The sequence below is a fragment of the Escherichia sp. E1130 genome, from assembly GCF_005781065.1.
Lineage (GTDB): Bacteria > Pseudomonadota > Gammaproteobacteria > Enterobacterales > Enterobacteriaceae > Escherichia.
On record NZ_VATL01000004.1, the window covers coordinates 110685 to 134366 of the forward strand.

Annotated in this window: 20 protein-coding genes; all 20 read right to left on the minus strand. The window is 53.0% G+C overall.

Annotation, left to right across the window (positions count from 1 at the left end):
- Nucleotides 1-215: 215 nt before the first annotated feature.
- The 20 genes from mutT to cra all read right to left on the minus strand — a co-directional run bounded on the left by mutT (nucleotide 216) and on the right by cra (nucleotide 23628).
- Complete coding sequence (gene mutT, locus FEK66_RS03335; protein WP_130204930.1) at nucleotides 216-614, minus strand: 8-oxo-dGTP diphosphatase MutT; 399 nt, start codon at nucleotides 612-614, stop codon at nucleotides 216-218.
- 59 nt (nucleotides 615-673) lie between these two features.
- Nucleotides 674-3379 (minus strand): preprotein translocase subunit SecA, encoded by a 2706-nt coding sequence (gene secA, locus FEK66_RS03340; protein ID WP_130204928.1) that lies wholly within the window; start codon nucleotides 3377-3379, stop codon nucleotides 674-676.
- A gap of 61 nt (nucleotides 3380-3440) precedes the next feature.
- Nucleotides 3441-3953 carry a secA translation cis-regulator SecM gene (gene secM / locus FEK66_RS03345; protein ID WP_130204926.1) on the minus strand — a complete coding sequence of 171 codons (513 nt, stop codon included), beginning with the start codon at nucleotides 3951-3953 and terminating at the stop codon, nucleotides 3441-3443.
- 230 nt (nucleotides 3954-4183) lie between these two features.
- Complete coding sequence (gene lpxC, locus FEK66_RS03350; protein ID WP_000595482.1) at nucleotides 4184-5101, minus strand: UDP-3-O-acyl-N-acetylglucosamine deacetylase; 918 nt, start codon at nucleotides 5099-5101, stop codon at nucleotides 4184-4186.
- A gap of 100 nt (nucleotides 5102-5201) precedes the next feature.
- Complete coding sequence (ftsZ, locus tag FEK66_RS03355) at nucleotides 5202-6353, minus strand: cell division protein FtsZ (protein WP_064525175.1); 1152 nt, start codon at nucleotides 6351-6353, stop codon at nucleotides 5202-5204.
- A 60-nt stretch (nucleotides 6354-6413) separates the two neighbouring features.
- The gene (ftsA, locus tag FEK66_RS03360) at nucleotides 6414-7676 is read right to left on the minus strand and encodes a cell division protein FtsA (RefSeq protein ID WP_000588474.1); all 1263 of its coding nucleotides are present in this window, start codon (nucleotides 7674-7676) and stop codon (nucleotides 6414-6416) included.
- On the minus strand, nucleotides 7673-8503 hold the full coding sequence (gene ftsQ, locus FEK66_RS03365; protein WP_000075731.1) for a cell division protein FtsQ: 831 nt from the start codon (nucleotides 8501-8503) through the stop codon (nucleotides 7673-7675). Before ftsQ ends, ftsA begins: the two co-directional genes overlap by 4 nt.
- Nucleotide 8504: 1 nt before the next feature.
- Entirely contained in the window at nucleotides 8505-9425 is a 921-nt protein-coding gene (gene ddlB, locus FEK66_RS03370) for a D-alanine--D-alanine ligase (protein ID WP_130204924.1), read from the minus strand.
- Nucleotides 9418-10893, minus strand: a complete 1476-nt coding sequence (gene murC, locus FEK66_RS03375) for a UDP-N-acetylmuramate--L-alanine ligase (RefSeq protein ID WP_130204922.1) — start codon at nucleotides 10891-10893, stop codon at nucleotides 9418-9420. Before murC ends, ddlB begins: the two co-directional genes overlap by 8 nt.
- A gap of 53 nt (nucleotides 10894-10946) precedes the next feature.
- A complete protein-coding gene (gene murG, locus FEK66_RS03380) occupies nucleotides 10947-12014 on the minus strand; it encodes an undecaprenyldiphospho-muramoylpentapeptide beta-N-acetylglucosaminyltransferase (RefSeq protein ID WP_135493458.1) in 1068 nt (355 codons plus the stop codon).
- Nucleotides 12011-13255, minus strand: coding sequence for a cell division protein FtsW (gene ftsW / locus FEK66_RS03385; protein WP_130204918.1), 1245 nt, complete (start codon nucleotides 13253-13255; stop codon nucleotides 12011-12013). The genes murG and ftsW overlap by 4 nt, the downstream gene beginning before the upstream one ends.
- Nucleotides 13255-14571, minus strand: a complete 1317-nt coding sequence (gene murD / locus FEK66_RS03390; RefSeq protein ID WP_131161247.1) for a UDP-N-acetylmuramoyl-L-alanine--D-glutamate ligase — start codon at nucleotides 14569-14571, stop codon at nucleotides 13255-13257. The genes ftsW and murD overlap by 1 nt, the downstream gene beginning before the upstream one ends.
- 2 nt (nucleotides 14572-14573) lie before the next feature.
- Nucleotides 14574-15656, minus strand: coding sequence for a phospho-N-acetylmuramoyl-pentapeptide-transferase (gene mraY / locus FEK66_RS03395; RefSeq protein WP_094337176.1), 1083 nt, complete (start codon nucleotides 15654-15656; stop codon nucleotides 14574-14576).
- Nucleotides 15650-17008, minus strand: coding sequence for a UDP-N-acetylmuramoyl-tripeptide--D-alanyl-D-alanine ligase (murF, locus tag FEK66_RS03400; RefSeq protein ID WP_131161248.1), 1359 nt, complete (start codon nucleotides 17006-17008; stop codon nucleotides 15650-15652). Before murF ends, mraY begins: the two co-directional genes overlap by 7 nt.
- Entirely contained in the window at nucleotides 17005-18492 is a 1488-nt protein-coding gene (murE, locus tag FEK66_RS03405) for a UDP-N-acetylmuramoyl-L-alanyl-D-glutamate--2,6-diaminopimelate ligase (protein ID WP_135493457.1), read from the minus strand. The genes murF and murE overlap by 4 nt, the downstream gene beginning before the upstream one ends.
- Entirely contained in the window at nucleotides 18479-20245 is a 1767-nt protein-coding gene (gene ftsI, locus FEK66_RS03410) for a peptidoglycan glycosyltransferase FtsI (RefSeq protein WP_000642222.1), read from the minus strand. Before ftsI ends, murE begins: the two co-directional genes overlap by 14 nt.
- A gap of 15 nt (nucleotides 20246-20260) precedes the next feature.
- The gene (gene ftsL / locus FEK66_RS03415; protein ID WP_000625658.1) at nucleotides 20261-20626 is read right to left on the minus strand and encodes a cell division protein FtsL; all 366 of its coding nucleotides are present in this window, start codon (nucleotides 20624-20626) and stop codon (nucleotides 20261-20263) included.
- Complete coding sequence (gene rsmH, locus FEK66_RS03420; protein ID WP_135493456.1) at nucleotides 20623-21564, minus strand: 16S rRNA (cytosine(1402)-N(4))-methyltransferase RsmH; 942 nt, start codon at nucleotides 21562-21564, stop codon at nucleotides 20623-20625. The genes ftsL and rsmH overlap by 4 nt, the downstream gene beginning before the upstream one ends.
- A 1-nt stretch (nucleotide 21565) precedes the next feature.
- Entirely contained in the window at nucleotides 21566-22024 is a 459-nt protein-coding gene (mraZ, locus tag FEK66_RS03425; RefSeq protein WP_064525207.1) for a division/cell wall cluster transcriptional repressor MraZ, read from the minus strand.
- Between the two features lie 599 nt (nucleotides 22025-22623).
- A complete protein-coding gene (cra, locus tag FEK66_RS03430) occupies nucleotides 22624-23628 on the minus strand; it encodes a catabolite repressor/activator (protein ID WP_064525210.1) in 1005 nt (334 codons plus the stop codon).
- Between the last annotated feature and the right edge of the window lie 54 nt (nucleotides 23629-23682).

The following is a 23682-nucleotide window of genomic DNA, read 5'->3' on the forward strand; positions in this document are numbered from 1 at the left end:
CATTATTTATCAACGAGTTAATAAACCTCGTAGGCCTGATAAGACGCGCCAGCGTCGCATCAGGCATCGTGTGTAAATGTCGGATGCGGCGCAAACGCCTTATCCGACCTACAAAATCTGATTTATCAACGAGTTAATAAACCATGTAGGCCTGATAAGACGCGCCAGCGTCGCATCAGGCATCTTGTGTAAATGTCGGATGCGGCGTAAACGCCTTATCCGACCTCCAGACACTTAAGCTTCGCAATTACCGGTTCATTGGCTGGCGGAAAATCTTCTGCATCGAGGCTGGCCAGCGCCATCCACTCACCGGGCTGTCCCTCTTTCCCCCATGGTTCCCCTTCCCAGCTTTCGACCAACCAGAACCACAGTGTGATATGCCTGTCAGAGAACTGATATTCCAGCTTTTCAAACAGCGAAAAACGTTGCGGGGTAACCCCGACTTCTTCCTGAAGCTCCCGTACCATCGCTTGTTCTGCCGTTTCTCCCGTTTCTATTTTACCGCCCGGAAACTCCAGCTTATTTGCCATGTGCGCATCTGCGGCGCGACGGGTTATAAAGATTTCGTTGTTTTCGTTGCGAATAATACCTACCGCGATTTGCAGTTTTTTCATTGTCTTAAGCCTATAAAAAAGGCGCAGAATCCTGCGCCTTTTATTTCAACACTTAGCTTTTATTGCAGGCGACCATGGCACTGCTTGTATTTTTTACCAGAACCGCATGGGCAAGGATCGTTACGTCCAACTTTACGATCGCCGGTTTGCGCTGCCAGCGCAGCCGCAGCTGCAGAGTCGTCATCCTGATGGCTAAGCTGCTGCATTTGCGCTAAACGCTCAGCTTCCATACGACGCTGCTGCTCCAGCTCTTCAACTTCTTCCGGCATGCGTACTTGTACTTTGCTTAACGTGCTGATGACTTCATATTTCAACGATTCCAGCATCGCCGCAAACATGGAGAACGATTCACGTTTGTATTCCTGCTTCGGATCTTTCTGTGCATAGCCACGCAGGTGGATACCCTGACGCAGATAGTCCATCGCCGCCAGGTGCTCTTTCCACAGGGAGTCCAGCGTTTGCAGCATCACCCCTTTCTCGAAGTGACGCATCATCTCAGCGCCAACCACTTCTTCTTTACGGTGATACACTTCGATGGACTGCTCCAGGATACGCTCACGCAGCGTCTCTTCATGCAGTTCTGGCTCTTTGTCCAGCCACTCGGCAATCGGCAAATCAAGGTCGAAGTCGTTTTTCAGACGTTCTTGTAAACCTGGAATGTCCCACATTTCTTCCAGTGACTGTGGCGGAATGTAGGCATCGATGGTTGCTTTGAACACATCTTCACGAATGCTGTTGATGGTTTCGCTCACATCGCTGACATCCAGCAGTTCGTTACGCTGGGAGTATATGGCACGACGCTGATCGTTAGCTACGTCATCGTATTCCAGCAGCTGTTTACGAATGTCGAAGTTACGGCTTTCAACTTTACGCTGAGCATTGGCAATTGCTTTAGTTACCCACGGATGCTCAATGGCTTCACCGGGTTTCATACCCAGTTTACGCATCATGCCGGATACTCGGTCGGAAGCAAAAATACGCATCAGCGCATCTTCCATCGACAGGTAGAAACGGGAAGAACCGGCATCACCCTGACGACCAGAACGGCCACGCAGCTGGTTATCGATACGACGAGATTCGTGACGCTCAGTGCCGATGATATGCAGGCCACCTGCTTCCAGTACCGCGTCGTGACGCACCTGCCAGTCGGCTTTAATTTTTTCAATTTGCTCTGCGGTCGGGTTTTCCAGCGCGGCAACTTCTGCCTGCCAGCTACCGCCAAGCACGATGTCAGTACCACGACCCGCCATGTTGGTCGCGATGGTCACTGCAGCCGGATAGCCCGCCTGAGCAACGATTGCCGCTTCGTTGGCGTGGAATTTAGCGTTCAGAACGTTGTGTTTGATACCAGCTTTGGTCAGCTCGTTTGATACCAGTTCCGATTTTTCGATTGAAATAGTACCCACCAGCACTGGCTGGCCTTTCGCAGTACGTTCTTTGATATCTTCAATGATCGCCTGAATTTTTTCCGCTTCGGTCATGTAGACCAGATCCGGCAGATCTTTACGAATCATCGGGCGGTTGGTCGGAACGACTACAGTATCCAGCTTGTAGATGGAACTGAATTCGAAAGCTTCGGTATCAGCCGTACCGGTCATCCCCGCCAGTTTTTCATACAGACGGAAGTAGTTCTGGAAGGTGATCGAAGCCAGTGTCTGGTTTTCGTTCTGAATCTGTACACCCTCTTTTGCTTCCACAGCCTGGTGCAGACCATCAGACCAGCGACGGCCCTGCATGGTACGACCGGTATGTTCGTCAACGATGATAACTTCACCATCTTTAACGATGTAATCGACGTCGCGGGTAAACAGCGCGTGAGCACGCAGCGCCGCCGTTACGTGGTGCATCAGCATAATATTGGCCGGAGAGTACAGCGACTCACCTTCATCCATAATGCCTTCTTTCACCAGCAGCTCTTCAATAAGCACCAGACCACGTTCGGTCAGGTTCACCTGGCGAGATTTTTCATCCACCGAGAAGTGGCCTTCGCCCTGGAAGGTTTCGGAGTCTTCTTTTTCCTGACGGATCAGGTACGGAATGATTTTGTTTACACGCTTATACATTTCCGAACTGTCTTCCGCCGGGCCGGAAATGATCAGCGGTGTACGCGCTTCATCGATCAGGATGGAGTCCACTTCGTCCACCAGCGCATAGTGCAGTTTACGCTGTACACGTTCTTCAGGGCTGAACGCCATGTTGTCGCGCAGGTAGTCAAAGCCGTATTCGTTGTTCGTACCGTAAGTAATGTCAGCCGCGTAAGCTTCACGCTTTGCCGGTGCTGGCATGCCCGGCAGGTTGATGCCGACGGTCAAGCCGAGGAATTCAAACAGCGGACGGTTGTTTTCGGCGTCACGTTGCGCCAGGTAATCGTTGACGGTAACAACGTGCACGCCTTTACCGGTTAATGCGTTCAGGTAAGCAGGCAGCGTTGCGGTCAGGGTTTTACCTTCACCTGTACGCATTTCCGCGATGCAACGTTCATTAAGAACCATACCGCCGAGCAGCTGTACGTCGAAGTGGCGCATGCCAAAAACACGCTTACTGGCTTCACGCACGACAGCGAAGGCTTCCGGAATCAAGTTTTCCAGCACTTCGCCTTTTTCCAGACGCGCACGGAACTCTGCCGTTTTTCCTTTCAGTTCTTCGTCGGAGAGTTTTTCAATCTCCGGTTCCATGGCATTGATAATGTTGACGACTTTGCGCATCCGGCGCAGGGTACGATCGTTACGACTACCGAAAACTTTAGTTAATAATTTGATTAGCATAATAAAATCTCAAACACCCCGCATTGCGGAGTAAATAAAATGAAGTAAAGGTTTCTCGTTGTTAGCTGAGGCGTTGAGGGCCAGCACGGATGCCCTGCGCCTGGCTTATCCAGACGGGCGTGCTGAAGTTTGCTTGAGGGGTAAAATGCGCATAATCAATGCGATAACCATTTTCAGACCGCGTGCCTTCCTGGGTCAGCAGCGCGCTGAGCGTATCCAGTAAAGCAAGATGTTGCGCCTGAAGCGGTAAAGATTCCTCGGCAACGGGCAGCGTTTGCGGCGCCATTGCAAAGGAGAGATGGCGGATTACCGTGCGAATAGCATGTTGATGCCAGTAATCAACGGAATAGTTCGAGTTCGGGCGGCGTGTGTTTGCTTCCAGCAAGGCCAACTGACTAAAGTTAACTTTGGCGGAAGGCTCGTGATTGCGCGTTGTCGCTTTTGCGGGCGCGTTTGGCTCGGCGGCGTTGCTGAGCGCAGGCAAACCTAAACTCGCCGCGACCATCCCTAATAAGAGATGCGGCCAGAAGTAGCGTCTACCTAACTGTCGCCAGCGCGTCAGTATTCCACTCACGTTATTGCCATCCCGATCGTATTCAACGTTTTTAGCGCACAAATCTTATCATTAAAGCCAGAAGTCCACAGCAGTATTCAAGATAAGTAACACGTAAAAGTGCTTAAGAAAACAGCGTTCGCACCGATTTCTTACGACGCTGTAAAAACTCAAAAAAAAACGACTGGGTCACCTGGCCGGAGAGAGTGCCAGATTTGCCAGTCGAATTTTATACGACAGTATAGATGTCGTTATGCCAGTACGGCTGAAGGCGCTTTGAAGGCCAACGGCAGTTCTGCGTCGTCCTGGAAGGTCACATATTCCCAGGCTTCCTGTTTCGCCAGTACAGCCTGCAACAGTTTGTTATTCAGTGCATGACCGGATTTATAAGCGGTAAATGCGCCGATAATGTTGTGACCACACATGAACAAATCACCGATCGCGTCGAGCATTTTGTGACGCACAAACTCGTCTTCAAAACGCAGGCCGTCTTCGTTCAGTACGCGATAATCGTCAACAACGATGGCACAATCGAAGCTGCCGCCCAGGCACAGGCCACGGGACTGCAGATATTCGATATCACGCATGAAACCAAACGTACGCGCACGGCTGATCTGGCGCATAAACGCATCAGCAGAGAAGTTCATCGCATAGCGTTGATTGCTGGAATCGATTGCCGGATGGTTGAAATCGATGGTGAAGTCCAGCGAAAAACCATTGTACGGCTTAAATTCAGCCCACTTATCGCCATCTTCGACGCGAACAGTCTCTTTGATGCGAACAAATTTCTTGGCGCAGTTCAGCTCGTCGATACCAGCATCAAGCAGCAGGTAAACAAACGGAGCGGCACTGCCGTCCATGATTGGGATTTCCGGCGCGTTAACTTCGATAACAATGTTATCGATGCCTAAGCCCGCGAGCGCTGCGTTCAGGTGCTCAACAGTTGAAATCCGTACATCATGCTCGTTGACCAAACACGTACAGAGCATGGTATCACGCACAGATTTGGCATCGGCCGGGAAATCTACCGGTGGATTCAAGTCGGTGCGACGATAGATGACCCCGGTGTTGGCCGGCGCAGGGCGTAAGGTCAGGGTGACTTTCTTGCCGGTATGTAAACCGACACCCGTCGCCTGAACGATACGTTTAAGTGTCCTTTGTTTGATCATCGTATTATCTCGCCAAATTATCTATCCAACCGAAGTGTACTATACATTCGGCAGGCCAGTTTAGCACAAAGAGCCTCGCAACCCAAATTCCAGCTAATTCTTAGTCAGCTTGCTTACGCAGGAATGCCGGGATATCCAGATAATCCGGCTCTTTCACGGTTTGTGGCGTATTGTCGTTCACCACTTTGGCCACGGGCTTCTGCTCTTGCGTCAGCGGCGCCATACCATGCTGCTGGTAGCGATCCATCACTGGCTGTTGAACTTGCTTATTAGTCACGAGGGTGATTTCAGGACGTTTGTCCATACCGATACCTGTAGCAACCACGGTTACACGCAGTTCATCGTTCATATCCGGGTCAAGAGAAGTACCGATAACCACGGTCGCGTTGTCCGAAGCAAATGCACGGATGGTGTTACCTACGGTTTCGAATTCATCCAGACGCAGGTCGAAGCCCGCAGTGATGTTAACCAGCACGCCTCGTGCGCCAGACAGGTCGATATCTTCCAGCAGCGGAGAAGAAATTGCCATTTCGGCCGCTTCTTCCGCACGGTCTTCACCGCTCGCCACGCCAGACCCCATCATTGCGTAGCCCATTTCAGACATCACAGTACGTACGTCTGCAAAGTCCACATTCATCAGACCCGGACGAGTAATCAGCTCGGCGATACCCTGAACAGCGCCTTTCAGCACATCGTTAGCTGCGCCAAACGCGTCCAGCAGGGAGATACCGCGGCCCAGAACTTTCAGCAGTTTGTCGTTCGGGATTGTGATCAGTGAGTCTACATGTTTGGATAATTCAGTGATCCCCTGCTCCGCAAATGCCATACGCTTCTTGCCTTCAAAGTTGAAAGGCTTGGTCACAACAGCAACGGTCAGAATACCTAAATCTTTAGCCACTTCAGCAACAACCGGCGCTGCACCTGTACCGGTACCACCGCCCATGCCCGCTGCAATAAAGACCATGTCTGCACCTTCCAGCGCCGCACGCAGTGCATCACGATCCTCATCAGCCGCATTACGGCCAACTTCTGGATTAGCGCCAGCTCCCAGTCCTTTGGTGATACCACTACCGATCTGAATCGTCTGCCCAACCGCTGTTTTACGCAGCGCCTGTGCATCGGTATTTACCGCGAAAAATTCAACACCTTCAATGCGCTCACGCACCATGTGTTCAACAGCATTACCGCCGCCGCCGCCGACGCCGATGACTTTAATCACCGCGTCGTTGGTAAGTTCCATTGGTTCAAACATAGTTTCTCTCCGATATGTGCCTGTCGCCTGAGGCCGTAATCACCGCCGGCCTCATAAAAATTAAAATTCTTTTCGCAGCCAACTATTGAGTCGCTTGATCCACGAGCCAACAGATGCTGTAACACGTTTTTCAACTTCCGCTTCACCGTTAAGATGTGACTCTTTCCCGTAATGAAGCAATCCCACTGCCGTTGAATAATACGGCTCCTGAGCGTAATCCGTTAAACCGGTGATATTCAGCGGCGCGCCGATACGCACCTGCGTATGAAACACGCGTTGAGCGCAGGCGGCAAGACCTTCGATCTGCGCCGCGCCACCGGTTAATACAATACCCGCTGCCAGGTGATGCTTTACGCCTTGTTGGCGAAGCTTTTCCTGCAGCTGCAATATCTCTTCGTTGACCAGGTTGAGCAGCTCGGTATAGCGCGGCTCAATCACCTCCGCCAGCGTCTGACGTTGCAGACTACGCGGCGGACGACCACCTACACTCGGCACTTCCACGCTCTCGTCTTTACCGACGATGGAACCCAGCGCGCAGCCATGACGAACTTTAATCGCTTCGGCGTCGCTTGGCGGTGTGCCAAAGGCATAAGCGATATCACTGGTCACGACATTGCCAGCATAAGGAATTACCTTGGTGTGACGCAATGCCCCGCCAGTATAAACGGCGATATCCATTGTACCACCACCGATATCGACGACGCAGACGCCCAGTTCTCGTTCGTCTTCCGTCAATACCGAATAACTTGATGCCAGTCCGGCAAATATCAGTTGGTCAACTTTCAGGCCACAACGTTCAACGGCTTTCACAATGTTTTTTGCCATATCGTTGTGACATGTGATCAGGTGCACTTTTGCCTGCATACGCACGCCAGAAAGTCCTACCGGATTTTTGATCCCTTCCTGATAGTCAATCGCATACTCTTGCGGGATCACATGCAGCACACGATGTTCATCACGCACGCGCACCGATTTCGCGGTATGGACGACATTTTCTACATCTTCTTGTGTCACTTCTTCTTCAGAAATAGGCACCATACCAATTTCATTCTGGCAGCTGATGTGCTTACCAGAAAGCGCCAGATATACCGAAGAGATCTGACAATCTGCCATCAATTCTGCCTGGTCAATGGCGCGCTGTACGCACTTGACCACGGATTCGAGGTCGTTCACCCCGCCTTTATCCATACCACGTGACGGGCAGCTGCCCACACCAATGATATTGACCATACCGTCGGGCAGAACTTCCCCTACTAAAGCGGCAACCTTCGCGGTACCAATCTCCAGTCCTACTACCAGTTTTCTGTCCGTCGCCTTGATCATTGTTGTTCTGCCTGTGCCTGATTTTGTTGCTGAGTAGATTCCTCTGGCGGCAAGGGCGCCCAGCCGACTGCCGCACCAGAGTCATAACGCAAATCAACGTAGCTAATCCGTTTGCCATCGGTTTGCGCCTGCTGCTGTAAAACCGGATAAAGTTCTACAAAGCGAGCCAAACGTTTCATCGTATCGCCCCGGCCAAGATTGAGCTTAATATCGTTATTCAGCGTCAACTGCCAGGAGCGCCGCGCGGTCATCGCCGCTTCCTTCAGAGTAAATCTGTCCTTTGCCAGCATCTGCCCCATTTCGCGATAACCCTGCAACACTTCATTTGCGCTGCCTTCCGGACCATACAACATTGGGAGCACCTGCTTGCTGGTGCGATCTGGCGGAACGCTGAAGGTGTTTCCTTCAGCGTCAACCATATGCTGATCATTCCAACGCGCAATCGGCACATATTCAACCAGATGAATCTTCAATTCATCAGGCCACTGCTTTCTGACGCTCACCTGCTTAATCCACGGCAGGCGTTGTTCAATTTGCGTCTGGATGATATTTACATCCTGGGTCATAAAGGTACCTGGCTCACCCAATGCCAGGATCGACTGCCGGATATCGTCATTACGCGTGTAATGGCGTTCACCGGTCAACACCAGCTTTGAGAGCGGCAGGCGTTGCGCATCTTCCATCCAGCCCAACACGACCCAGCCGCTCACCAACACTGTCGTTAAAACGGTCAGCAGGAAAAGGATCCCCGCCAGACGCGTTCCATTATTGCGGTGAGAAGAAATCTCTTCTTCACTGTTTCGCGTGTTCAGAGCAGCCTGCGACATATTAGTCCGCCAGTTCCAGAATTCGTACTACCAACTGCGAGAAGCTCATACCCGCCTGACGTGCCGCCATCGGCACCAGACTGTGACTGGTCATACCCGGTGAGGTATTAGCTTCCAGCAGATAAAACTGTCCATCGCTGTCCAGCATGACGTCTATACGTCCCCATCCTTTGCATCCTAAAGTCGTCCATGCTTTCAGCACTAATGCCTGCAAATTTGCCTCTTGAGCCACTTCTAAACCTGCCGGGCAGAAATACTGTGTCTCATCAGAGAGATACTTCGCCTCATAATCATAGAAGGTTCCAGCGGGTTGAATACGTATTGACGGTAAAATTTCTTCACCGAGTATCGCAACCGTGAACTCCGGCCCACTTAGCCATTTTTCAATCAATACTTCTTCATCGTGCTGAAATGCCAATCTTAATGCATCTTGCAGAGCATTTTCTGCTACTACTTTTGACATTCCCACACTGGAACCTTCGCGGCTCGGCTTGACGATAAGCGGCAAACCTAAGGCAGAAATTTCTGCTAACTGCTTATCACTAATGCCTTTTTCAAACTCTGCGCGGGTTAATGCTACCCACGGCGCTACCGGTAAACCAGCCCCCTGCCAAAGCAGTTTGCTGCGTAGTTTATCCATTGAAAGCGCAGATGCCATCACTCCACTGCCGGTATAAGGCAAGCCCATCAGCTCGAGCATACCCTGCAGCGTGCCATCTTCACCACCGCGACCGTGCAGAGCGATAAACACTTTCTGAAAGCCCATCGACTTCAGTTGCGTTACGTCGATTTCTTTCGGGTCGACAGGATACGCGTCAATACCGCCTTCACGCAGCCCAGCTAACACTGCCGCGCCAGAATTCAGAGAAACTTCCCGCTCTGCGGAGGTCCCGCCCAACAGGACCGCGATTTTATCAGTCATGTCGCTCTTCCTCTGTAGTTTGCGGCTTCAGTTTGATTTCAGCTAAAGATCGGGCAATTTTTCCGATATTTCCTGCCCCCTGAACGAGGATCAGGTCGTTACCAGTTAATACTGGTGCTAACATCTCGGCCACCTGCGCCGGGTCCGGCACCAGAATCGGATCAATTTTCCCACGGCCACGGATTGTACGACACAACGAACGACTGTCCGCACCCGGAATAGGCGCTTCGCCTGCCGGATACACTTCCAGCATCAGCAGGGTATCCACCTGAGTCAGCACATTGGCAAAATCATCATACAGGTCGCGCGTACGGGTGAAACGGTGCGGCTGAAACAGCATCACCAGGTTTTTATCCGGCCAACCTGCTCGCGCCGCTTTAATAGTGGCGTCCACCTCGGTCGGGTGGTGACCATAGTCATCAACCAGCATTGCCGTACCGCTTTTACCATTCACAGGTTCCAATGGAAATTCACCAAGGAAATCAAAGCGGCGTCCGGTTCCCTGGAAACTCTCCAGCGCACGCAAAATAGCCTCGTCTTCAATCCCCTCTTCCGTGGCGACCGCAACGGCAGCGGCAGCATTCAGGGCATTGTGACGACCTGGCGCATTCAGTGTAACGCGCATTGGCTCTTTGTCCTGACGCAGCAGCGTAAAGTGCCCCTGCGGGCCAATCTGCTGATAATCTTCCACACGCACGTCAGCATCTTCGCTGAAGCCATAAGTGGTGGTTTGACGGCCTACACGCGGTAACAATTCGCGAATTACCGGATCGTCAACACACATCACCGCACGACCGTAAAACGGCAGGTTGTGCAGAAAATTAATAAAAGTCTGTTTTAAATTCTCAAAGTCGCCCTGGTAGGTATCCATATGGTCGGCTTCGATATTAGTGACAATCGCTACCATCGGTTGCAGATGCAGGAACGACGCATCGCTTTCATCAGCTTCAGCAATCAGGTAACGACCGTGGCCTAAACGTGCATGAACACCCGCCGCTTTTACCAGCCCACCGTTCACGAAGGTCGGGTCGAGGCCCGCTTCTGCGTAGATGCTGGAAACCATCGCGGTGGTTGTGGTTTTGCCATGCGTCCCGGCAATGGCGATGCCATGACGAAAACGCATTAACTCAGCCAGCATTTCAGCACGACGAATAACCGGAATACGTGCCTCATGAGCGGCAACAATTTCCGGGTTATCGGCGGAAATCGCGCTGGAAACTACGACCACACTGGCATCACGCACGTTTTCCGGGCGATGGTTGAAGTAAATCGTCGCTCCCAGGTTCGTTAGCTGTTGCGTGACTGGGTTTGGCGCTAAATCGGAACCACTGATCTGATACCCTTCATTGGCCAGAACTTCGGCAATACCGCCCATACCGGCACCACCGATGCCGACAAAGTGTATGTGCCGAACGCGACGCATTTCAGGCACGATGGAACGCAGTTTTGCCAATTGTTGTGTATTCATTCTTTACGCCATTAACTTCTCAAATTCATACGATGCAAAAGGCATCGCTACGATTACGCCCGGGCAGCCCGGCTCACTTCATTTGCCACTCGCTCGGTGGCATCCGGAATGGATGCAGCTCGGGCGCGTTCTGCCATGGTTAATAAGGTTTCTCGCGACCACCCGGCCAGGGTGTTGGCGACGGCATCCACAGTAAGCTGCGGCTGCTCGATAATTTTGGCTGCGCCCGCTTTTTCCAGCGGCAGCGCATTCCAGTACTGTTGGCGGTCTTTATGTTGAAACGGCACAAACAACGCAGGTAGCCCTGCCGCAGCGATTTCACTCACCGTCAACGCGCCAGAACGGCAAACGACGACATCCGCCCACGCATAGGCCGCCGCCATATCATCAATAAATTCCGTCACTTTATGCTGCGGTTGCCCCGCTTCGGCATAAGCCTGTTCAACGGTTTGTTGCGAACCTTTGCCGCTCTGATGCCAGATAGTGACTGAATCACCCAGCTTTGCTGCAACCTGCGGCATTGTCTGGTTAAGGATCCGCGCTCCCTGGGAACCACCCACAACCAGAACACGAACCGGACCTTCACGACCAGCCATACGCTGCTGTGGCAACGGCAGCGCCAGCACATCAGTACGCACCGGGTTACCAACAACTTCGGCATCAGGGAAAGCCCCCGGAAACGCCTGCATCACTTTGGTAGCAATTTTCGCCAGCCATTTATTGGTCAAGCCAGCAATGCCGTTTTGTTCGTGAAGTACGACCGGAATGCCTAACGACCATGCTGCCAGACCACCAGGCCCGGAAACATAGCCGCCCATACCGAGCACCACATCGGGCTTGTAAGCTTTCATAATCGCCCGCGCCTGACGCCAGGCGTTAAAGATCCGCAGCGGGGCCGCGAGCAACGCTTTAATACCCTTGCCGCGCAGACCAGAAATACGAATAAAGTCGATCCCGATACCGTGCTTCGGCACTAAGTCCGCTTCCATACGATCGGCAGTACCCAGCCAGCGAACTTGCCACCCCTGGGCCATTAAATGGTGCGCAACAGCCAGTCCCGGGAACACGTGCCCGCCAGTACCGCCTGCCATCACCATTAATCGCTTCCCTTTACCACTCATCGAGAACCTCGTACAAACGCCTGCGCTTTCTCCAGACGTGTTTCATAATCAATACGTAACAGCATCATGATGGCTGTCGACATAATCAGTAAGCTCGAACCACCGTAACTGATCAGCGGCAATGTCAGACCTTTAGTTGGCAACATCCCCGCTGCCGCGCCTACGTTAACCAGCGCCTGGAAGCTAAACCAGATACCAATTGAACAGGCGAGAAAACCGGAAAAACGGTGGTCAATTTCTAACGCTTTACGGCCAATCGACATCGCGCGAAAAGCGACGAAGAATACCATTAAAAGCGCCAGCACCACACCGATATACCCCAGTTCTTCGCCGATAATGGCGAAAATGAAGTCAGTGTGAGCTTCTGGCAGATACTCCAGTTTTTGTACCGAATTGCCTAAACCTTGCCCCCACAATTCGCCACGACCAAAGGCCATCAGGGATTGCGTTAACTGATAGCCGCTACCGAAGGGATCTTCCCACGGGTTCCAGAACGCAGTAACACGGCGGATACGGTACGGTTCGGCGAGGATCAGCAGCACGACCGCTGAAATCCCCATGCCGATAATGGCAATGAACTGCCACAATTTTGCCCCCGCCAGGAACAGCATCGCCAGTGTGGTGACGAACAATACGACTACTGTACCAAGGTCTGGCTGTGCCAGCAGTAACACTGCCAGCACCAGAATTACGCCCATCGGTTTCAGGAAGCCGCGCAGGTTGTTACGTACTTCGTCGCCTTTGCGCACCAGATAGTTGGCGATGTAACAAAACAGCGACAGCTTGGTCAACTCCGCAGGCTGAATACGCAGCAGGCCGAGATCGATCCAACGTGATGCCCCTTTAACTGAGCTACCTACCACCAGCACGATCATCAGCAGGATGATTGATCCAAGCAGCATCGTGGCGCTGTAACGTTGCCAGAACTCCATCGGCAGACGCAGCGTAATGATCGCCAGAATGAATGCCAGGATCAGATAGACGCCATCACGCTTCGCGAAGAAAAACGGATCGTTGGTTAAGCGCTGCCCAATGGGCATTGACGCCGAAGTCACCATGATAAAGCCGATCGCCGCGAGGCCGAAGGTCAGCCACAGCAAGGTGCGATCGTACATGATCAGGCTGTCGGTATCTTTTTCCCGCGAGCCCATCACCCAGCCTTTAAGCGCCGTGGAGATCCAGACCAGGATACTGAGTCCTGGCAGGCGCGGCATTTTCAGGCGAGGGAGAGATAAACGCATTAACCTAACTCCTTCGCCAGACGGGCGAACTCATTGCCCCGTTGTTCAAAGTTCTTGAACTGATCGAGGCTGGCACAGGCTGGTGACAACAGCACCATATCCCCTGGCTGCACGCGTGGCGCCAGCAAGAGCATCGCCTGCTCCATGGTTTCGGTTTGCTCTGCCACTTCCGGGCGCAGTGCCGCTAACTGGGCGCCATCACGACCAAAACAGTACAAACGCACGTTGTCGCCATTCAGATAGCGCGCCAGTGGACTGAAATCCGCCGATTTGCCATCACCGCCCAGCAACAAATGCAGCGTACCATCTACCTGCAAGCCGTTCAGCGCCGCCTCTGTACTCCCGACGTTGGTGGCTTTCGAATCGTTAATCCAGCGTACGCCGTTATGCTCCAGCACCACTTCAAAACGATGCGGCAGACCAGTGAACGTGGTTAACGCTTTCAGGCTGCTGGCGCGCGGTAACCCTGCGGCATCAGCCAGCGCCAGCGCTGCCAGCGCATTGGTATAGTTGTGTTGCCCGGAAAGTTTCATCTCTTTCACGTTCAACACTTTCTCGCCTTTCACCCGCAGCCAGGTTTCGCCCTGCTGATGATTCAGGTGATAGTCACCCATGTTGACGCCAAAGCTGACGCAGCGTTCATCCGCACCGCGAACCGGCATCGTTAAGGCATCATCGGCATTGACGACACAAACTTTCGCATTTTCGTAAATGCGCAGTTTTGCCGCACGATATTGCTGCAATCCAAACGGATAGCGATCCATATGATCTTCAGTCACGTTCAGAATGGTCGCCGCCACCGCCTGTAAGCTGGAGGTGGTTTCCAGCTGGAAGCTCGACAGTTCCAGCACGTACAGTTCGCACTCGGCATCCAGCAGCATCAACGCAGGCAGGCCAATGTTGCCCCCCACGCCGACGTTAACACCTGCTGCTTTCGCCATTTCGCCCACTAAAGTGGTGACAGTGCTTTTGCCGTTAGAACCGGTGATCGCCACAATCGGTGCCTGCGCTTCGCGGCAGAACAGTTCGATATCGCCAACAATTTCAATTCCGGCATCGGCAGCGGCGCTTAAAGATGGATGCGCCAGCGCAATACCGGGGCTGGCGACGATCAGATCGGCTGCCATCAGCCACGCGTCATTAAGACCGCCAGTGTGACGTTCCACCGCTTCGGGTAATTTATCCAGGCCAGGCGGTGTCATACGTGTATCCATAACGCGCGGCGTCACGCCGCGAGCAAGGAAAAAGTCCACGCAGGAAAGCCCGGTGAGGCCCAGGCCGATAATAACGACATTTTTACCCTGGTAATCAGCCATGATTAACGTACCTTCAGCGTTGCCAGACCAATCAGGACCAGCATCAGCGAAATAATCCAGAAGCGCACAATGACGCGCGGTTCCGGCCAACCTTTCAGTTCATAGTGGTGATGAATCGGCGCCATGCGGAAAATACGTTGCCCGCGCAGTTTAAAGGAGCCGACCTGCAAAATAACCGACAGGGTTTCAACCACAAACACACCGCCCATAATCACCAGCAGGAATTCCTGACGCAGCAGCACAGCGATAATGCCCAGCGCGCCGCCTAATGCCAGCGAACCGACATCGCCCATAAAGACCTGCGCCGGATAGGTGTTAAACCACAAGAAGCCCAGCCCTGCCCCGACTATCGCGGTGCAGACAATAACCAGTTCCCCGGCATGCCGCAGATACGGTATATGCAAGTAGCTGGCAAAGTTCATGTTGCCGGTTGCCCACGCCACCAGCGCAAAACCACCGGCGACAAATACGGTCGGCATAATCGCCAGCCCGTCGAGGCCATCGGTCAGGTTTACCGCATTACCGGTACCAACAATGACGAAGTAAGCCAGCAGGATGTAGAACAGCCCCAGCTGCGGCATCACATCTTTAAAGAACGGCACCACCAGCTGCGTTGCTGGCGTGTCTTTCCCGGCAAGATACAGCGCAAAGGCGACGCCCAGCGCGATCACCGACATCCAGAAATACTTCCAGCGCGCAATCAGGCCCTTGGTGTCTTTACGCACCACTTTGCGATAGTCGTCGACAAAACCAATGATGCCGTAACCCACCAGCACCACAAGTACGCACCAGACATATGGGTTAGCGGGATAAGCCCACAGCAGTACGGAGATCACAATCGCTGTCAGGATCATAATCCCGCCCATGGTCGGCGTACCGCGCTTACTAAAGTGCGATTCCGGGCCATCGTTACGAACGACCTGACCAAAGGAGAGTTTTTGCAAATGGGCAATCATACGCGGGCCCATCCACAATGAGATAAACAGCGCGGTCAGCAGGCTGACGATGGCGCGAAACGTCAGATAGGAAAAGACGTTAAAGCCGGAATAATATTTGACCAAATGTTCGGCCAGCCAAACTAGCATGTCCCATTCTCCTGTAAAGCGCGTACCACCTCTTCCATGGCGGCACTACGTGAACCCTTAACTAAAATCGTAATCACCTGTTGCTCTGCAATCAGTGATTTAAGACGCGCAATTAACGCGGATTTATCAGCAAAATGTTCGCCAACGCCGCTGGCGGTGCTGATAACATGGCTTTGTTTACCCACGCTTAACACGCGGTCAATACCAGCCGCCTTCGCCGCTTCGCCCACCTGTACATGGCAGGCTTCGCTTTCAGCGCCCAGTTCCGCCATATCGCCCACCACCAGCACGCGGTAGCCAGGCATTTCAGCCAGTACCTGGACTGCTGCGGTCATTGAACCGACATTGGCGTTGTAGGAGTCGTCGAGCAGCAACTGGTTTTCCGCCAGTTGAATGGGGAACAGACGCCCGGGAACGGCTTTCAGATTTGCCAGCCCCGCTTTGATAGCATCAAGCGTTGCGCCCACGGACATGGAGAGCGCGGCGGCTGCCAGCGCATTCGCAATATTGTGACGCCCCGGCAACGGCAGCAGTACATCGACGCTACCCGTTGGGGTTTGTAGCGTAAATTCCGTACCGTGCGAAGTCACATGGATATTGGTGGCGGTGAAATCGCTATTGGCGGCATTCGGTGAGAAACGCCACACTTTGCGTGAGCCAATTACGCTCTGCCAGTTCAGCCAGTCGTTGTTGTCGGCGTTCATAATGGCGATACCGTTTTCCGGCAGGCCGCTAAAGATTTCACCTTTCGCTTTCGCGACACCCGCAAGCGAGCCAAAACCTTCCAGATGCGCCGCTGCCAGGTTGTTGACCAGCGCCGCTTCCGGGCGAGTCAGACTCACAGTCCAGGCAATTTCGCCCTGATGGTTCGCGCCAAGTTCAATAACTGCGTAATCATATTCCGGCGTTAAGCGCAACAGCGTCATCGGCACGCCGATGTCGTTGTTGAGATTGCCTGCCGTATAAAGCGTGTTGCCGCACTGGCTTAAAATCGCCGCAGTCATCTCTTTAACGGAGGTTTTACCGGAGGAACCGGTCAGAGCAACCACGCGCGCCGGAACTTGCTGGCGAACCCATGCAGCCAGTTCACCAAATGCCAGACGCGTGTCTTTAACGATTAACTGCGGCAGGTCGATATCCAGTGGACGGCTGACCAGGAGTGCGCCCGCGCCCCCAGCTTTCGCCTGGTCGGCAAAATCGTGGGCATCGAAACGTTCGCCTTTCAGGGCAACAAACAGACAGCCTGGCGTCAGTTTCCGCGTGTCAGTCGTTACGGCATCCAGGGTGATATCTGCCCCTTTTAGTTCACCGTTGAGAATATCGGTAAGTTGGCTAAGGGTTACGCTAATCATGCGATCACCCCCAGCAAACGCGCCACCGTGACGCGATCGGAGTAGTCCAGGCGCTGATTGCCAACAATCTGGTAATCTTCATGGCCTTTGCCCGCGACCAGCACCACATCGTTCTCTTTAGCCTGCATAACGGCGCAAGTCACCGCTTCGGCACGACCTTCCATCACTTTGGCATGTCCGGCATCTAACATTCCCGCCAGAATATCGTTGATGATGGCGCGCGGTTCTTCGGTACGCGGGTTATCGTCAGTTACTACCGCCACGTCGGCAAACTCTTCAGCAATCGCCCCCATCAGTGGACGCTTGCCTTTATCACGATCGCCGCCACAGCCGAAGACGCACCACAGCTTGCCTGCACAGTGAAGTCGTGCAGCCTGCAAGGCTTTTTCCAGTGCATCTGGGGTGTGAGCATAATCCACAACCACCGTCGGTTTGCCCGGTGCAGTAAACACTTCCATACGTCCGCAAACCGGCTGCAGACGCGCGGCGGTTTTAAGCAGGTCAGCCAGCGGATACCCCAGTGCCAGCAGCGTCGCCAGCGCGAGCAGCAAGTTGCTGACGTTAAAAGCGCCCATCAGGCGACTTTCAATTTCCCCATCGCCCCAGCTTGAGCTAAAGCGAATGGTTGCGCCGCTGTCGTGATAGTTCACGTCGGTCGCTTTCAACCAGCGGCCATGACAGTTCAGATTGATATGGTCTTCCATCGACACCGCAACTGCATCCGGCAGTTTTGCCAGCCAGCGACGGCCTACTTCGTCATCGGCGTTGACTATCGCCTGACCGCAATGATGTTCGGAGTAAAGCAGCCATTTTGCGGCTTCGTAATGTTCCATATCACCGTGATAATCAAGGTGATCGCGGCTTAAGTTGGTAAAGACCGACGCCGCAAATTTCAATGCCGCCACACGGTGCTGTACTAGCCCGTGGGAGGAAACTTCCATTGCGCAAAAAGTCGCGCCCTGATCCACCAGCCCCGCCAGCTCATGCTGAACGTCGACTGCCGAACCGGTCGTGTTTTCCGTCGGAATAACTTTACCCAGCAGGCCGTTACCTACGGTCCCCATCACCGCGCTGGTTTCACCAAGCAACTGACTCCACTGCGCCAGAAGCTGGGTAGTGGTGGTTTTGCCGTTGGTACCCGTTACGCCCACGAGACGTAAATTGTCAGAGGGTTCATGGTAAAAGCGGCCCGCCAGCGCTGATAAACGCTCATTGAGCTGGCAGAGATAGATGACCGGTACGCCGTGCATTTCACGGATTTCACCATCGGTCGCCTCATCTTTTGCCTCTGCAATAATGGCAGCCACACCTTGCGCTATCGCCTGCGGGATATATCGACGCCCGTCCGCCTGATGACCTACTACAGCTACAAAAAGATCGCCCGACGCAGCCACACGGCTGTCGAGTGTCATCTCTCGCAGTGCTCGCGAAGGTGCGTTTGGCACCCACGGAGCAAGAAGGTCGCGCAAATTACGATCTGCCACCTGTCCCCTCGCCTTGATTAATCACAAATTCGTTTTTATCACCCGTTGTCAGCGCATCCGGTTCGATGTTCATGGTGCGCAATACGCCGCCCATGATGGCACCAAAGACCGGCGCGGAAACGGCGCCGCCGTAGTATTTACCCGCCTGCGGATCGTTGATAACAACAACCAGCGCGAAGCGCGGCTGACTCGCAGGCGCAACGCCTGCGGTATAAGCAATATATTTATTGATGTAGCGACCATCCGGCCCGACCTTTTTCGCGGTACCGGTTTTAATGGCGATACGATAGCCTTTAATCGCCGCCTTCACGCCACCCCCGCCCGGTAGCGCCACGCTTTCCATCATATGCACCACGGTGCGAACAATGGATTCCGGGAAGACACGTTCACCAGGAACCGGGGGGTCAACCTTGGTAATCGACAGCGGGCGATAGATACCATAGCTGCCGATGGTTGCGTAGACTCGCGCTAACTGTAACGGTGTTACCATTAGCCCGTAGCCGAAAGAGAAGGTGGCCCTCTCTATGTCAGACCACCGTTGTTTTTGAGGATATAAGCCACTGCGTTCTCCGACCAACCCCAAATTGGTCGCTTTTCCCAACCCAAAACGTGAGTAAGTATCTACTAACGCTGAGGACGGCATCGCTAACGCCAGCTTGGAAACACCGACGTTACTCGACTTCTGTAATACCCCGGTCAGGGTTAATTCGCTATAGCGCGCCACGTCTTTAATTTCGTGGCCGTTAATTCGATAAGGAACGGTATTAAGCACCGAGTTTTCCCGCACCACACCACGTTGCAACGCGGTCATCACCACCATCGGTTTGACCGTAGAGCCCGGTTCAAACACGTCGGTAATGGTACGGTTACGCATCGCCTCTTTTGGCGTGCCACTCAGATTGTTGGGGTTGTAAGACGGGCTATTGGCCATCGCCAGCACTTCGCCGGTGTTGACATCCACCAGCACGGCGCTGCCGGATTCAGCCTTGTTAAAGGCCACGGCGTTGTTCAGTTCGCGATAAACCAGCGCCTGCAGGCGTTCATCAATACTCAACGCCAGGTTGTGCGCCGCCTGGCTGTCGGTAGAAGAAATATCTTCGATTACACGTCCATAGCGGTCTTTACGCACAATACGTTCGCCCGGTTGCCCGGTAAGCCATTTATCAAAACTTTTCTCGACGCCCTCAATCCCCTGGCTATCGACGTTGGTAAAGCCAATGAGGTGAGCGGTCACTTCGCCAGACGGGTAGTAACGGCGAGATTCTTCACGCAGATGAATCCCCGGCAGCTTCAGTTTTTTGATGTATTCAGCCATGTCAGGGTTAACCTGACGCGCCAGATAGATAAAGCGCCCTTTCGGGTTGGCATTAATGCGGGCGGAAAGTTGATCCAGCGGAATATTGAGCGCGTTAGCCAGCGCCTTCCAACGGTCGCCGACGCTGATGCCGCCGGCTTCATGCACTTCTTTCGGGTCGGCCCAGATCGCTTTTACTGGCACACTCACTGCTAACGGGCGACCAGAACGGTCGGTAATCATGCCGCGGGAGGTGGAGACTTGCTGAACGCGAAGAGAGCGCATGTCGCCCTCTTTGACCAGCATATCCGGGGAGATTACCTGCAACCAGGCAACACGCCCCAGCAGGAAAGCCAGTGCCAATAAAATACAGCCGCATAACAACGCAAAACGCCAACTGATAAAGTTGGCATGTTCTTCCTGACGTTTTGGTTTCTGCGTTTTCGCCGCTGCTTTCATGCGTCGCGTTTATCCTTATTTTTGCACTACGATATTTTCTTGTGATGGATCAACATGCTGCATTTGCAGCTTCTCCGTGGCGATCCGTTCCACCCGGCTATGGTCGCCGAGCGCATTCTCTTCAAGAATGAGGTTGCGCCATTCAATGTCTAAAGCGTCTCGCTCCAGCACCAGTTGTTCGCGCTGAGCGGTGAGCAAACGGGTATGGTGCGCCGTGGTCACCACAGTCACCGCCGTCAAAATAATGCAAATGAACAGGCAGAGCGGCAGCTTCCCAAACCGCAAAAGATCGTCACCGATAACGCCAGGCAAGGCATGGCGCTCGTGGCTTCCCATCGATCCTTTAACTTTGCTGAGGGCTTCTGTCACTCTGCTGATCATGCGTTCGTCCTCTCTGCAATACGCAGAACTGAACTACGGGCACGAGGGTTCTCTGCCACCTCTTCTTCGCCCGGCATCAACTTACCTAGTGCTCGCAACTGACGGCCACCCAGTTTTTTGAGCTGCTCTTCAGTCATCGGTAACCCTGCCGGAACTTGTGGACCGCGACTGTTTTCACGCATAAAGCGTTTCACAATACGATCTTCCAGCGAATGAAAACTGATGATCGAAAGCCGCCCGCCTGGGGCCAGCACGTTAAGCGAGCTTTTTAGCGCCTGCTCTATCTCCTCCAGTTCACTGTTCACCCAAATGCGCACCGCCTGGAAGGTACGGGTCGCGGGATGTTTGAATTTGTCTTTCACCGGCGTTGCGGCAGCAACGACTTCTGCCAGTTCTTTAGTGCGGGTCATCGACTGTTCGCGGTTACGCTCGACAATGGCGCGTGCAATACGTTTAGCAAAACGCTCTTCGCCATAGGTTTTTAATACCCAGGCAATATCGGATTCTTCTGCGGTTTGTAGCCATTCGGCGGCAGACTGACCGCGTGTCGGGTCCATACGCATGTCCAACGGGCCATCGCGCATAAAGGAAAAACCGCGTTCAGCATCATCGAGTTGCGGTGAAGAGACGCCAAGATCGAGCAGAATGCCGTCGATCTTACCGATAAGATCGCGCTCGGCGACATATTCGCCCAGCGCAGAGAAAGGTCCATGAATGATGGAGAAGCGCGGATCATTAATAGTCTTCGCGACGGCAATAGCCTGCGGGTCGCGATCGATTGCCAACAAGCGTCCCGTTTCGCCAAGTTGCGAAAGAATCAGACGTGAGTGACCACCGCGACCAAAAGTTCCATCAATGTAGATACCGTCAGGACGGATATTGAGGCCATTTACGGCTTCGTCCAGCAGTACCGTGGTATGTTTATAGTTTTCCATCATTTTATAGAGACAAGTCCTGCAGTCGCTCCGACAAATTTTCGGTAACAGACTGTTCAGCGTCGATATCTTCCCTGACCTGTTGATGCCAGGTCGTTTCATCCCACAGTTCGAACTTATTGAACTGCCCGACCAGCATCACTTCTTTCGTCAGCCCGGCATGCTGCCGCAACACAGGCGCGATTAATAATCGACCTGCGCTATCCAGCTGACACTCACTGGCATGCCCTAACAGAAGGCGTTGAACACGACGTTCAACAGGGTTCATGCTCGAAAGACGCGATAATTTGTGCTCGATAATTTCCCATTCAGGAAGGGGGTAAAGCAGCAGGCACGGGTGATGAATGTCAATGGTACACACCATTTGACCGGCAGCGCTCCCGAGCAGTTCTTCCCGATAACGGGTAGGCACCGATAAGCGCCCTTTACTGTCGAGATTGACTAACGTTGCTCCCCGGAACATGCCAGTCTCCCCCCGATTACCACTTTATCCCACAAATTCCCACTAAAAGGAGTTTACGGAGCGGAGGAAAAGCTTGTCAAGCCAGGAACATTCCTTACCGAAGCAAAAAACCCAATGTTTACGGCTAATATCTGCATTGTTTAAAAATCGCCCAACAAACGAAGCAAATTAACGTCATGAATAGTTGTAAGAAAAAATCCCATTCATCATTACCGTTTTAAAAACGACTCGATTTTCCTTAATGGAAATATAAAGTGTCAGTTTGCGACGCGAGCGGCATTTTAGGACATATCTCCCCCGGATAACAGTCCCTGTTGCACGTGCGCCATGCCTGATGCCAGCGACTTTGGGCAAAAGTTTAGAAAAGTGTTTGTTTAATCGGCAATTGCCGATTTGCTTGTAACAAAATAATGCAATTGCAATCTACCGTTACGAGTTAATTATCATTCAACGCAGCGAATGGAGTTAATTGGCAGGATATTCAGGAGGGCTTATGGATAATTGTCCAGAATAGTCTTATTTACATTATGGATATCGATGTCCAATTACGTACTCAATGCGCCAGAGGTAAAATCCACTGGCGCATCTTTTCGTAATGTTTATCTACGGCTTAGTACACCACGACGATAGAGATTACGTTTAATGCGTGTTAAGCCTGGTTTTGGTTTGCGCGGTTCGTCCAGACTGGCGAGCACAATCTCCAGTACGCGTTCCGCAACATCGCGATGACGCTGGGCTACCGCCAGTACCGGACACTGTAAGAAGTCGAGCAATTCGTTGTCACCAAAGGTCGCAATTGCCAAATCAGAAGGCAGTTTGCCATCGCGGCGCAGCGTGACATCCATAACGCCTTGCAACAACGCAAATGAGGTGGTGAACAGCGCCTGCGGCATCGGATGCGTTTCCAGCCATTTTTCGAATAACTGGGCAGCGGTTTCCCGCTCATAACTGTTGGCATAAAGGAAATGCACTTCGCGTGGATCATCTTTCCAGGCGGTACGGAAACCCTGCTCGCGCAGGAAGCTGACAGAAAGCTCCGGCAACGCGCCAAGATAAAGCACCGTCTCAGCAGGAAACTTACGTAACTCTTCGGCCAGCATTTCTGCATCATCCTGGTCGGCACCCACAACGCTGGTGAAGTGTTCACGATCGAGGGCGCGGTCCAGCGCGACAATCGGGAACGGGTCGTTAGCCCAGCGTTGATAAAAAGGATGCTCCGGCGGCAGCGACGTCGAAACAATGATGGCATCGACCTGGCGCTGCAAAAGATGCTCAATACAGCGCATTTCGTTGTCTGGCTGATCTTCGGAACAAGCAATCAGTAGTTGATAACCCCGTTGCCGCGCCTGACGTTCAAGATAGTTAGCGATACGGGTGTAACTTGTGTTCTCCAGATCGGGGATCACAAGACCAATCGAACGTGTGCGTCCAGCACGAAGCCCAGCAGCCACGGCATTTGGGTGGTAATTGTGCTCACGCACCACTGCCATGACTTTTTCAACGGTTTTGTCGCTCACACGGTATTGCTTCGCTTTGCCGTTAATAACATAGCTTGCAGTGGTCCGCGACACTCCCGCCAGCCGAGCGATTTCATCCAGTTTCACAATTGCCCCTTGAGTAAAATGTAAAAACCATACCCATTGTACTGGCATGGGTTA